This window comes from Orbaceae bacterium lpD02, assembly GCA_036251875.1.
Classification (GTDB): Bacteria; Pseudomonadota; Gammaproteobacteria; order Enterobacterales; family Orbaceae; genus Orbus; species Orbus sturtevantii.
Genome location: CP133960.1, coordinates 994,655 through 1,007,467, shown reverse-complemented (window position 1 = coordinate 1,007,467; position 12,813 = coordinate 994,655). Strand labels below are relative to the sequence as shown.

Genomic DNA, 12,813 nt, shown 5'->3' with positions numbered 1-12,813 from the left:
CTTAGGTAATAACATTAAATTTGATAATCAATAGTATGCCATTTATCCTCACTAGCGTGTGCGCTCGCTTTGATCTGTTTGATAGACAGCTCTTGATTACACAATTGAATGAAGCGCCAAATATAGTTACGCTGTAATTGATAACGTTTAAGACCAATCCAGGCAATATGTGATGAAAACAGATGCTCGCTATCAATCTTAATAAGTTGAGAATTGTGTTTAATATCAAACATCTTATCAACTAAAATACCGATCCCAAGTCCAGCTTCAACATAAGCTTTAATCACATCCGACTCTTGGGCGCTTAAAATAATATTAGGAGCTAAGCCTGCCGAGGAAAAAGCCACATCAATGCTATTGCGAGGAAATACGCCAGTACGGTAAGTAATTAGCGGTAAGCGGTTAAGCATTGCTAAGGTAATTTGCTTTTCGCCTGCTAATGGATGGCTCTTTGGCGCAATCACCGCATAGTGCCAACGATAAAATGGATAGGTCACAATCGAACTACTGGCCATTTTTTGCTTATCAATACCAATATCTGCTTCTCCGTTAAGCAGCATCTGGCTGATATCCTCTGATGATGCTTGATTGATAATCAGATTAACCTGAGGGAATTCAGCGCTAAATAACTTGATTACATTAGGCAGAATATAACGCGCTTGCGAGTGAGTGGTTGCGATAACCAGTGAACCTTCATCTTTGGTCGAAAATGAGGTCGATAACCGACGAATATTACTGATTTCATTTAAAATTCGCTCGGCGATTATGACTAACTCTAATCCTGGTTCGGTCATGTTAACCAAACGCTTACCTTGTCGAATAAAAAGCTCAATATTTAGCTCATCTTCAAGCTCTTTGATATGTCGGCTCACGCCAGATTGTGAGGTATACAACGTGTTTGCGACTTCAGTTAGGTTATAGTTACAACGAGCAGCTTCGCGAATAATTCTTAACTGCTGTAAATTCATAACACTTATCCCTATTAAAATTAAGGTTAATAGAGTGATTATAAAAACATCAATTAAAAAGGCAAATACGATAAAAGAATAATGATATAAGGGAATGGCATAAGTAAAACCAGCGTGAACAGCAAACAAGGCGTTGACTACCTTGGCGATTATCTGCCAAGGCTTAAGGATAAGTGCTATTAACTTTATTGGTAAAAATCAATAGCAGAATTAATCACCGGTTCAACAACGTGGCTGCGTATCACAAAATCACCAAATCCTTCCTCTGCTTGACGGTTTTCGGACCAACTGGCAATCAGTGGCTCAATACACGCCAAAATCTCATCGACGGTAATATTTTCTTTGTATAACCTCGGGATCCGAGTGCCAGCACGGTTACCGCCTAAGTATAAGTTATAGCGTCCCGGCGCTTTACCGACTAAACCTATTTCGGCCAACATCGCTCTGCCACAGCCATTTGGGCAACCGGTAACGCGTAAAATAATATAGTCACGGCTTAGATTATATTTAGCCATAATCGTATCAATGGTGGTGATAAAATTAGGCAAAAAACGCTCAGCTTCGGCCATTGCCAGAGGACAGGTCGGCAAGGAGACGCAGGCCAGCGAATTTTGTCGTTGCAATGTAAAACGATCATCAATTAAGCCATATTTGCGGGCAATCAGCTCAATATCGGCTTTTTGCGAAGCGGCAACACTTGCGACAATTAAGTTCTGATTAGCCGTTAAACGAAAATCGCCGCGATGGATTTTGGCAATCTCAGCAACACCTGATTTTAACGGTTTATCGGCATAATCTAGTAGTCGGCCATTTTCAATAAACAGCGTTAAGTGCCAATGATTATCAATGCCTTTTACCCAACCAATTCGGTCACCGCGCTGAGTAAATTGATAAGGTTTACTCGGTAGAAACTCCATACCAGCGCGCAACTCAACCTCTTTTTTAAAGTTTGCCACGCCGACCCGCTCTAAGGTATATTTTGTTTTAGCATTTTTGCGATTACTACGATTACCCCAATCGCGTTGGGTGGTAACAATTGCTTCCGCAAACCGTAACGCCTCTGATGCAGGGATAAAGCCAAAATCATCTGCTTTACGTGGATAAGTCGTTTTGTCGCCATGGGTCATCGCCAGTCCGCCCCCGACTAATACATTAAAACCGACTAATTGCCCTTGTTCGGCAATCGCAACAAAGTTGAGATCATTAGCGTGGACATCAACATCATTTAGGGGCGGCACGACCACCGTGGTTTTAAATTTTCGTGGTAAATAATTGCTGCCTAAAATAGGTTCTTGATCTGGCGTAGCAAGCTTTTCACCATTTAGCCAAATTTCGACATAGGCGCGGGTTTTAGGTAATAGGTGTTCTGATATTTGGCTGGCTAGCTGATAAGCTTGCTGGTGCACTTCTGACTCAATAGGGTTAGAGGTGCAAAGCACATTTCGATTGACATCTCCTGCGGTGGCAATCGAATCGAGTCCAATTTTATTAAGGAGTTGATGAGCCGATTTTAAGTCACGTTTAAAGATTCCATGAAACTGAAACGTCTGCCGTGTCGTTAATCGTATGCTGCCATACCAAGTCTCTTCTTGGGCAAATTTATCAATGGCAAGCCACTGCTCTGGCGTAATTATTCCGCCAGGTAAACGGCAGCGTAACATCATATTGATTAAGGGTTCTAATTTTTGTTGGGCGCGCTGGGCGCGAATATCGCGATCATCTTGTTGATACATCCCATGCAGGCGAATTAGCTGGGAATTATCGCTATTAAATCCTCCCGTAATGCCGTTTTCTAAATCCTGCGCAATGGTGCCGCGTAAAAAATTACTTTCACGTTTAAATCGCTCGGCATCGGACGGCGCTAAATGTGATACATCATTTTGTGGTGATGTTAGGTTAAAAGGGTGAGTAGTGGGTTTATCATTGCTCATAAGGCACGCTCATTATTAATATTTTAATAGATATCTCGTTGATAGCGTTTAGTGCTTCTAAGTTCATCAAGATAGTTATTGGCTTGTTCTTCATTAAATAACCCTTGTTGCATAATAATGTTTAGTAAAGCGTTATTTACCGCCTTAGCCATCTTGTTGGCATCACCGCACACATAAATATAAGCACCGCGTTGCAGCCATTGCCAAATATCGACGGCTTGTGCGAGCAGTTTATCTTGCACATAGATTTTATTGGCCTGATCGCGTGACCAGGCTAAGTCAATTCGCGTTAAAATGCCGTCTTTCATATAAGTTTGCCATTCAACCTGATACAAAAAATCAGCCGTAAAATGAGGGTTACCAAATAACAACCAACTTTCCCCTTTTGTGGCTTGATTGGCACGTTGCTGCATAAAGGCTCGAAATGGTGCAATGCCAGTGCCGGCTGCGATCATAATAATCGGTAGGCTATGATCATTTGGTAATCTAAAATTATCATTTTGCTCAATAAATATTTTGATTTGGCTCTGCTCAGGGATCTGCTCGGCTAAAAAATAAGACGCGCCCCCCGTCCTTTGTTTATCAGCAATAAAATATTGCACCACATTAACCGTTAAATGGGCTTCTTCGCCGACTTCATCTTGTGCGGAAGCGATAGAGTATAGACGAGGTGTTAATGGGCGTAATATGTCAATCAGCTCTTGGGCAGTAAATTGACCTTGATAGTGTGTAAGCATATCGATGATCGGGGTCGTTTGAGCAAAATCACGTAATGCCGATTTATCATCGGCAAGCTGCAAAAGTTCACTATTTTTTATTAACTCGGCATATTTCGTAATAATAACGGGTGTATTTTGAGTCAATTCCACTTTTTCGACTAATGCTTGCTGTAGTGAGTAGTTTTCACCATGCAGCTCGATATTGGTTTCCCCGTCAAGCTGAGTTGTACTAAGCAGCTCATCGACTAAAGTAAGACTATTTTGATACCATACGCCAAGCGTATCGCCAGCTTGGTAGCGAATACCAGAATCAGTTAAATCAAGCTCTATATGGCGAATGTCCCGATCAGAATGGCTGGCGGTGATTTTTTGATTAATATTGACTGTCGCTAAAAATGGGTTGTCACGGCTGTATCGACTTGTTTCAACGATAATCGGATTATTATTTGGTTTATTGGTAACTAGATTTTGCGCACTAATCTGTGTTAATTGATCGACAATCATTTGTCGCCAATTATCGCAGGCAGCTTGATAATCAGTATCAGCATCAACGCGGTCGGCTAAGCGTTTCGCTCCTAGTTGGGCTAAACGCTGGTCAAACGCTTTTCCTGCCTGACAAAAATGAACATAAGATGAATCGCCCAAGCTCAAAACAGCATAATATAAATGCGCTAATGGCGGCGCTTTTTTAGACGATAAATAGTTATAAAAAGCTAAGGCTTCTTCCGGCACCTCACCTTCACCTTGGGTTGACGTGATAATAATTAAAATATGTTCTTGCTCGATCTTCTTAAACTTAAAGTCGGCGGCATGTACATGGCTAAAAGGCCAGCCTAAACGGTCAAGATCATGGCTCAGCTCTTTTGCCACTCGCCTTGCATTACCGGTTTGGGAGGCCGATACGATAGTAATATTTTGTGGCGTATCTATGGTTGAGTCGCTCTCTATTTCATTTGATACTAATGCTGACGCTGCTACTGACGTTGAACCTTGTTCAGCTTTCGCCCATAAATAACCTGATAACCAAGCGAGTTGTTGTGGCGATGCTTCATTAATTATTTTATTGAGTTGGTCAGTATTAAAAGGTGACTTATTTTTATTCATCATATCGCCTTATTTTATCTAGCTTTAATTTAACCATAATTAATTATCGTTAACGTTATGCTAAAACGTTGCTTTATGTAATCCGCACTCTCTACCTTGTGGACCTTTGGTTGGATCAAAGTAATCCAGTGTATTGGGTAAATTATGCTGTTTTAGATAGTTTGCCATATCTTGACTTGTCCAATCTAAAATCGGGGCGACTTTAATTAAATTATTCCCTGCGGAGCTAATAATATCTAACCCTTGACGCAATGTTGATTGTTCTCTACGTAAAGCAGTAAACCATACGTTTGGCTTTAAGGTCGCCAAGGCGCGGTTAAAGGGCTCTAATTTTAGGATCTGGGTAAACTCATCATGCTCTGGGGTATCAAGCTCAGGTAAGCCACTATAACGCACATTCAAATAAGCTTGTGTGCGCTGGGGCACAAAAATATGAACATTCAGGTTAAGTTGCGTAATAATTTTATTCGCAGTACGGTAAGTGTCGTTGGTCGCATAGCCATTATCGATCCATACGACATCAATATCAGCTTTGACTTGTGTAACAAGGTCTAATAGTACTGCTTCATAAGGGCCAAAGTGAGTGCTGATAATACTTCTACCATGTTCGGCATCGGTTTTATTGATTGCCCAAGCAATAATATCTAATGGTGATTTACTCGCTAGTTGCTGATTTATTTCAGTTAAGTTGGTCATCGTTTATTCCTATTTATTTTTCTCTAATGTGTGGTGTAAATCGTATTAAATTAGCGATTTGCCCATAGATACAACTGTTCAACCACTTCAGGGCGACTAAATGTTGCGGGCAGTGATTGGTTGGCTTGCAGTCGCCGTCTCACTTCCGTACCAGAAATTAATACCCGGTCGTTACTACCATGTGGGCAGGTTTTATTCGATGCCATACCTGCGCATTTTTGACAATAAAAGGTCCAATCAATTTTTATCGGCTTAATTTGTAAGTCATCAGCGCTTAAAGTGGAAAAAATCTCTTGTGCGGCAAAAGGCGAGTAAAAATCGCCGACCCCAGCATGATCTCGGCCAACAATCAGATGGCTACAGCCATAGTTTTGTCTAAATAAGGCATGCAATAGCGCTTCTTTAGGCCCCGCATAGCGCATATCTAACGGGTAACCAGAGTGAATAACGCTATCTTTGACAAAGTAATGATCAATTAAGGCATTAATTGCCTTAAGGCGGATGTCAGCAGGGACATCACCGGCTTTTAAATTGCCAAATAACGAGTGAATTAATACACCATCAAACAGTTCTAATACGGTTTTAACAAGATATTCATGGGAACGGTGCATCGGGTTACGTGTTTGAAAAGCGGCAATTTTTTGCCAACCTAACTGACTAAATCGATCGCGAGTCTCTTGTGGCGTAAGTGCATAAGGGGCAAAACGTAATTTAAAATTATCATCATTAAATACGTCTACTTTACCGCCCAAATTAATCGGTGGTTGCGCCATTAATACCGCAACGCCTGGATGTGAGCTATCGGTAGTTCCAAATACGTGCTGAGCTTCGAACTGTTTATCTGGCTCATAAATACTATCAACGGTTAATAAGCCAATTACATTGCCGGTAGGGGTTTTTAACGCCAGCTCATCACCAAGACTTATGTTATTTGCTTGCTCATAACTTACCGATACTGTAATGGGAATAGGCCAAAATACACCATCAGCAAGGTGCATATTATCGCAGACGCTATGCCAATCTTGCTCGCGCATAAAACCATATAAAGGCGTAAACCCGCCAATCCCAAGCATGATTAAATCACCTACTTCGCGCGTTGACAGGGTGATATCTGGTAGCGTCGATGCGTATTGCTGCGTTGCCACTAAATTTTCTGGCAGAACATGCCGTGGTTTTAGATTTTTACTGGCGTGAGGTGAAATTAAAGGCATAATCTATCTCTATTTATCATCATTGTTGTTATGGTAATAATTAAAAACGATTATCAATAAATAACAAAATATCAATTTCGCATACTGTTATGCGTTTTATGGATATTGGGCAGGTCGGTGAGCAAGCAATATATGGTAGGATTTTTAGCCATGATCCAGCAATGCAGAACTGATTTTTAGGTTATATATTAGCTTGAACTATGAGCTGTTAAATCAGGCCAACAAGTCATAGCTCGAGCACGTGCAAGTTAGCTAATAAATTTTTCAATCGCGACAGCAACGCCATCCTCATCATTGCTTTTAGTTACAAACGTTGCTTTATCTTTTATCGCATCAGCGGCATTGCCCATAGCAATTTTATGCTTAGCATAATCAAACATCGGTAAATCATTATTTTGATCGCCAATACACATCATTTCATCATAATTAATATTTAACTTATCAGCAATTACCTGCATTGCAATGCCTTTATTCGCGCCTAAATTTAAACACTCGAGGAAAAATGGTGTACTTTTTACCAGTGTATATTTTTGATAAAAGTCAGCAGGGATTTTGCTTTCTGCGCGCGATAGCTGTTCTGGCAGACCTGATAGCATAATTTTAGTAAACGATAAATTAGGATTCATTTCATCCACTGGACAATAAATTAAAGGTGTTTGTGTGAGATAGGACTCATGCACCGTATAAGGACCAATCTTTTTATTAGCGGTAAAAATAGCGTTATTGGCAAGGGCATGCATGGAAATATCAATTTGGCGTGAGAGCAGTTCTAACTCTTGATAGCTTTTAAAATCTAATAAAAACTCCGTTAAATGCTCGCCCGTATCGGCTTGATGAACAACACTACCATTATTGCTAATACAAAAATATTCACGGCGATTGAGTTCAAGCTCAGCTAGATATTGTTTTATGCCCGCATAAGGACGCCCAGATGCCAGTACCACTTGGATCCCTCTACTTTTAGCTTCCGCTATGGTTGTTTTTATTCTGTCGCTCACTTGGTGGTGACTATTTAATAGCGTGCCATCTAAATCAATAGCGATAAGTTTAACCGACATATTTATATTCCTATTATTTATTATACGAAAAGATCAGCGAGGTATGTCTGCGCACAACTGACAAATTCAAATTATGAGATAAATGGCGATTAGTGTAATAAAAATAACGTTGATTAGATAGGTTAATCTTTGCTCGTATTTAGCTAAATTGTTTATTTTTACGATAAGTGAATCTTATCGAGTACGTGGTATCAATCCTTATAGGTAGAGTAAAAACTGCTTAAGTGACGCTTGCAATAATTGCGAAATTGAATTGTTTTGTATAGGGGATCTTTAATGATATTTGTATTAAATAGTAAAAAAATCTGCTCTTTATTGGATTTATTCCGAACACTCATTTTCTTATTGATTTTATTGATGATTTATGTTTGTAGATAGATGAAGTATTTATCTATTTTTTGAAGGGAAAATTAGTAGTGGTTCATGTAGTAAAATTTATATACCACTATATAAATTATTATTGAATAAATAATGAGGTTAAAATATTTACAATTTTTAATAAGATAAATTTTATCTTTTTACCGTATTCAGATATAATTTTTTGCAAATTTAACTAACTTGAATGATTAATTAAAATAACTTACTTGATTTAGTAAATCAATGTTTCAAGTTAGATCGTATGGAGAAATAGATGACAAAGCAGAATATAAAATTTATTCAACTAGATAATATAAAACTAGATGTACAAAATCCACGCCTTCCATCTTCTATGCGCAAAAAAAAATTAGATAAAATTGAAATTGTTAATTGGATGTTAAATGATGCATCTATTATTGAGTTAATGTTAGCAATAGGTGAAGCAGGTTTCTTTATTGGTGAGGCGTTATTAGTTGTTCCTGATGATGAAGAAAAAAATAAGTATATTGTTGTGGAAGGTAATCGGCGTTTAACCTCAACGATACTACTGAATGAACCCGGAATAGCTAACTCTCAGAAAATTAAAATTGAAAAAGTCCTGAAAGAGACAAATGAAAGGCCACAGGAACTACCGTGTATTATTTTTAAAACACGTGATGAAATTAATAAATATTTGGGGTATAGGCATATTACCGGTGTAAAATCTTGGGGGATTTTACCTAAAGCACGATATTTAAATGAATTGGCTCAAGATTTAGATGGTGAAAATTTTACTCTTCAATGCAGGACATTAGCTAAATCAATAGGTAGCCGTAGCGATTATGTTAGGAATTTATTAACTGCCTATCAACTTTATCTTAAAATTGAAGACCAAGCTTTCTTTAAAATTCCGAATTTGGATGAAACAAGTTTACATTTTAATTATTTCTCTGATTCATTAAGCAGAGAAAACATAAGAAATTATATCAACGTAGATATCAAGTCGGATACACCAACTGCAGACGTAAATATTAATAATTTAGAATCATTAACTCGTTGGTTTTTTGAAAAAAATGAAAATGGACGTAGTCGTGTATTAGGAGATAGTACCAATTTAGGAATGCTAGATAAAGTTTTAGGAGATAAAGCTGCTAAAGAATATTTTAGTATGGGTGAAGGTACTATCAATGATGCATATCATTTAGTCTCTGTAACAGCTGATTCCTTTATTCAAGAAATAGAAGTTGCTCTTTCAAAATTAAAAAATGCCAATAGTATTATCCATACTGTAACCCAACACCATGAGTCAGTAAAAACAAAGCTGAAAGAAATTTTTTCTCTAGCTAAAAATATGAAAATAATCATTGAATCTAAAAATGAAGAGACATGGAATGATTGAGTTTAAATCATTAAGTAAAACACCTGATGCTACACTAACTAACTCACATTATTATTGTGATTATATAGAGTTGTTAGCCTTAGTTAATATCGATGATGGTATTCGTATCGATGATGTTTATGACCGTTTTCTTGAAGATGAAAGAATTAGAGGAATTGGTTCAGAATCAGGAGGCGAAGAGAATGGAATCTGGATAAGTAGAGTCCAACATTGGTTCGATGAATTGTATAGCAGGACCATACATTATGGTGAACATTATCCTTTTATTTCTGAAAATAATCGAATTAGGCTCAGGGAACAATTAGATAATATACATTATTTATATATTTTTTTATTGCTATGTTCATCATTAAATTACATTACAAACTATCATACATTAACAACTATTTTTGAAAAATGCTCATATTTTGCTATGAAAAAATATCTTCCAGACGTTGCTGAAGTCCATCAGTTTGGAGTTTCTACAGAAAAAAATGAACGTTATAAGGGAAAATTAATAGAAAAATATAAATTATTGGCTCAAGATTTAAAGTTAGTTTTATCTGATAAACCAAATCTTTTTAGAGATATGGATAATGGTGATGGTGGTGTTGATATCGTTGCTTGGGTACCATTCAAAGATGATCCCAATTTAGATAAAAAACAAATATTTATGGGACAAAGTGCATGCGGTAAAAATTGGAATAATAAACAAGCTAGCGTTGATAGAATAAAAAATTATCTCATTGATTTACCTAGTAATGCTCAGAATATTTTGTTTGTACCTTATGACTTTAGAGATTCTAATAGATGTTTTTGCCAACATGGAGAAATTACTGCTTCTATTATTTTTGACAGACATAGAATCATAAAACTGGTTAACTATTCTTACATTGCTGACGACGAAATTATGGGCGAACAATTTGAGAAAATAATACATGCGACACTAAATTTTAAAGAAGATATTATTTAATAATTTTGATCTCTTATTGGTATATTTACCCAATAACTATAGGTGAATATACCCAATTAAGACTAATCTAAAAAATTAGAAGCTTTATATATAAAGACTTACAACCCTGATATTATTCCTATTAAGCTCTTATGATTTCTCAAAGCCGCAATCCCATCTTCAACATGAGCAGCCCAAGCTTTCATTATTTCTTTGCTGTCTAGCTGAGGATAGGTGAATTTAAGCAATAGCTCGGTTATTCCTTCTAGCTCACCTAGCCAAATAGATTTTTCAAGTACTAGCAAACCATCTAGTTTTCGTCCATCTATCTGATAACGAAACCCTGATTCAATAGAACGATAAAATGCTAGACGAGCTGAAATATTTGGCGTTATTCCGGTCATTGTTTTTAAACGTTTTAATTGTTCTTCGGTTTGACGGCTAAGTTGCATTCTATTTGGTAACATTAGTGTGTCTCTTTATTTCTGCTGGGTTCTTGCCAAAAATAACCATTTTTAATTTGAGAAGAGTTGGTATTATTATCATATTGTATTTGATAGCTATGAGAAATATTATTCTTTAAGTAATCTCTGAAATAATATTTATCAATTTCAGTATCAGTCGATAAAATAATGACTTGCTCGCTTGCTAATGGAAAGTAATGTTTTACTAACTTATCACGGTGTTTTGAGTCTAGACGGCCAAGCGGCGTATCAATAATCACTGGTAGCTGGCGACCTGATGTTTTACCTAAGGCTTCAAGAATTGCAATAGCATAAATTTGTTTTTCACCTGCAGATAAGGATTTGCGATTAATAAATTGGCCTTTACTGTCAATAAGTTCAACATCAAAGGTATCTGGGTTTACTTTGGCGGCTAAATGTTCATGTTCTTTACGGTTTAAACGTTTATAAGCAGCTAAGAAATTAGATTCTAAAGCCTTAATTCTTGATTCAGTTAGCGAAGTAGAATATTCATCTAAAATCGCAAGACTACTTTGAGCATGAGAAACGGCACTATTTGTATTATATTGTGATCTTACTTGGTCATGAAACTTTTGAATTTGCTTTGCCTTATCCAAGGCTAAAGATAACATACTTTTTGCTTCTTCTAATAGTGCGGTATGATCATTAATTTTATTTATTCTCTCCTCATCTAATTGCCTAATTTGCGAAAACAATCCTAAAAGTTGTTCATCATCGGGTGCTCTGAGAATGTTGAGTGTTGCTTGTTCTAAAGCTATTTCAAGTTCAAACAACCTATTTTTTGCTTCATGAAAGCGTATTTTTGATTTATCTGAATCTTGTGAAATCATTTGTTGATACCGACCTAATTCTCGTTCAGAAATATCAAATAAAACATCATGTGATTGCTTATTTATTAAATAGTCAGCTAATTGATCTTGAATAGCTTCACTCGCAATTTTTGCTGTAGTTGTTGAGCGAAAAGCCATATCTGCCTTTAACTTATCTAAAAATTGATGAAGTTCTTTAATAAAACTTTGAGTTTGTTTTGATTCAGCTTCTTGTTGTAATCGTTTGAGCAAACTATCTAAGGTTGTTGGGGCTAATGCTAAGGGGAAAGTATTATCAAGCTCTTGGCGAATAATTTTTTCTAGATTTTCTTTTTCCTTCAATAGTGTTTCGACTTTTTCTTTCTCTTGCGATTTCGTTAAGGCAAATGCCCCTCCTTCTGCAGAAAATAACCGTTCTTTTTGCTGGATTTCACCTAAAATACCCGATATCTGCACATAAATATGGTGGGCAGAATCTCTTCGTGCTTCAGCCTTATTCATATAATTATTTTTTTCTTGTTCTAACTGATTTAACTTTTCTTGATATTCTAAGCCTAGCTTATTAGCATTGTTGCGCTTCAAGTAAATAATTAAATCATTACGCAATTTTTCAATTAAATCTAAACCCAATAAACGACGAACGGCTGCTTGTAAAATTTTTCCAGACTCATCTTCGGCTAAGGCTGCAATTTTTTCACCATCAAAAAAGAAGAGATCTGCCACACCATTAGGAATTAATTCATTAAGAAATCCCTGACATTGTTCATAGTTTAACTCTTTTAACTCTTCACCATCTTGTCGTAACAATAGTTCATCTTTATGGCCTAATTGCCAGCTACGCACAATAGTAAAATCAGAGGTTTTACCTGATTGATTATAAGTAAAAGTTAGCTCGATCGAAGCAAATTTTCCACATTCCTTAGTTTCTATGTTTTTATAAATCAAAGTTGAAAGTTGTTCTATATAATTTTGATTAGTTAGCATATTATCAAAAGCCATCTTTCCATAAATAGCCAAACGTATTGCGGTCAAAATTGATGTTTTACCTGAACCATTTAAGCCACCAAATAAAATAATAGGTTTATTCTTGCTAGGTGATAATTCAATTTCATGTCTCCCTTCGAAAACACGAAAATTTTGTAGAATTAACTTTTTAATGATCATAT

The 12,813-nt window shown here is 36.7% G+C and carries 10 protein-coding genes; 2 read left to right on the top strand and 8 right to left on the bottom strand.

Annotated features, from left to right (window positions below):
* Positions 1 to 14: 14 nt before the first annotated feature.
* The 6 genes from RHO12_04415 to yidA form a co-directional block, all read right to left on the bottom strand.
* Entirely contained in the window at positions 15 to 968 is a 954-nt protein-coding gene (locus RHO12_04415; GenBank protein ID WVD67027.1) for a LysR substrate-binding domain-containing protein, read from the bottom strand.
* 185 nt (positions 969 to 1,153) lie between these two features.
* Positions 1,154 to 2,899, bottom strand: coding sequence for an assimilatory sulfite reductase (NADPH) hemoprotein subunit (gene cysI / locus RHO12_04410; protein ID WVD67026.1), 1,746 nt, complete (start codon positions 2,897 to 2,899; stop codon positions 1,154 to 1,156).
* A 23-nt stretch (positions 2,900 to 2,922) separates the two neighbouring features.
* Complete coding sequence (locus RHO12_04405) at positions 2,923 to 4,722, bottom strand: assimilatory sulfite reductase (NADPH) flavoprotein subunit (protein ID WVD67025.1); 1,800 nt, start codon at positions 4,720 to 4,722, stop codon at positions 2,923 to 2,925.
* Positions 4,723 to 4,782: 60 nt separating this feature from the next.
* Positions 4,783 to 5,418: a phosphoadenosine phosphosulfate reductase family protein gene (locus tag RHO12_04400; GenBank protein ID WVD67024.1), complete on the bottom strand. Its 636-nt coding sequence runs from the start codon at positions 5,416 to 5,418 to the stop codon at positions 4,783 to 4,785.
* A 50-nt stretch (positions 5,419 to 5,468) separates the two neighbouring features.
* Positions 5,469 to 6,629, bottom strand: coding sequence for a sulfate adenylyltransferase (gene sat / locus RHO12_04395; protein ID WVD67023.1), 1,161 nt, complete (start codon positions 6,627 to 6,629; stop codon positions 5,469 to 5,471).
* Positions 6,630 to 6,877: 248 nt separating this feature from the next.
* Complete coding sequence (gene yidA / locus RHO12_04390; protein ID WVD67022.1) at positions 6,878 to 7,687, bottom strand: sugar-phosphatase; 810 nt, start codon at positions 7,685 to 7,687, stop codon at positions 6,878 to 6,880.
* Positions 7,688 to 8,318: 631 nt separating this feature from the next.
* On the opposite strand from yidA, the gene RHO12_04385 reads away from it, so the two are divergent.
* Positions 8,319 to 9,422 carry a hypothetical protein gene (locus tag RHO12_04385; GenBank protein WVD67021.1) on the top strand — a complete coding sequence of 368 codons (1,104 nt, stop codon included), beginning with the start codon at positions 8,319 to 8,321 and terminating at the stop codon, positions 9,420 to 9,422.
* Positions 9,415 to 10,374, top strand: a complete 960-nt coding sequence (locus RHO12_04380; protein WVD67020.1) for a hypothetical protein — start codon at positions 9,415 to 9,417, stop codon at positions 10,372 to 10,374. Before RHO12_04385 ends, RHO12_04380 begins: the two co-directional genes overlap by 8 nt.
* Before the next feature lie 98 nt (positions 10,375 to 10,472).
* Here RHO12_04380 and dndE read toward each other — a convergent pair whose 3' ends face one another.
* Positions 10,473 to 10,820: a DNA sulfur modification protein DndE gene (dndE, locus tag RHO12_04375; GenBank protein WVD67019.1), complete on the bottom strand. Its 348-nt coding sequence runs from the start codon at positions 10,818 to 10,820 to the stop codon at positions 10,473 to 10,475.
* The gene (gene dndD / locus RHO12_04370; protein ID WVD67018.1) at positions 10,820 to 12,811 is read right to left on the bottom strand and encodes a DNA sulfur modification protein DndD; all 1,992 of its coding nucleotides are present in this window, start codon (positions 12,809 to 12,811) and stop codon (positions 10,820 to 10,822) included. Before dndD ends, dndE begins: the two co-directional genes overlap by 1 nt.
* Between the last annotated feature and the right edge of the window lie 2 nt (positions 12,812 to 12,813).

What these genes read in the sequence shown, in the direction of transcription:
- RHO12_04415 (WVD67027.1), bottom strand. Translation starts at nt 968, where the DNA reads ATGAATTTACAGCAGTTAAGAATTATTCGCGAAGCTGCTCGTTGTAAC.
- cysI (WVD67026.1), bottom strand. Translation starts at nt 2,899, where the DNA reads ATGAGCAATGATAAACCCACTACTCACCCTTTTAACCTAACATCACCA.
- RHO12_04405 (WVD67025.1), bottom strand. Translation starts at nt 4,722, where the DNA reads ATGAATAAAAATAAGTCACCTTTTAATACTGACCAACTCAATAAAATA.
- RHO12_04400 (WVD67024.1), bottom strand. Translation starts at nt 5,418, where the DNA reads ATGACCAACTTAACTGAAATAAATCAGCAACTAGCGAGTAAATCACCA.
- sat (WVD67023.1), bottom strand. Translation starts at nt 6,629, where the DNA reads ATGCCTTTAATTTCACCTCACGCCAGTAAAAATCTAAAACCACGGCAT.
- yidA (WVD67022.1), bottom strand. Translation starts at nt 7,687, where the DNA reads ATGTCGGTTAAACTTATCGCTATTGATTTAGATGGCACGCTATTAAAT.
- RHO12_04385 (WVD67021.1), top strand. Translation starts at nt 8,319, where the DNA reads ATGACAAAGCAGAATATAAAATTTATTCAACTAGATAATATAAAACTA.
- RHO12_04380 (WVD67020.1), top strand. Translation starts at nt 9,415, where the DNA reads ATGATTGAGTTTAAATCATTAAGTAAAACACCTGATGCTACACTAACT.
- dndE (WVD67019.1), bottom strand. Translation starts at nt 10,820, where the DNA reads ATGTTACCAAATAGAATGCAACTTAGCCGTCAAACCGAAGAACAATTA.
- dndD (WVD67018.1), bottom strand. Translation starts at nt 12,811, where the DNA reads ATGATCATTAAAAAGTTAATTCTACAAAATTTTCGTGTTTTCGAAGGG.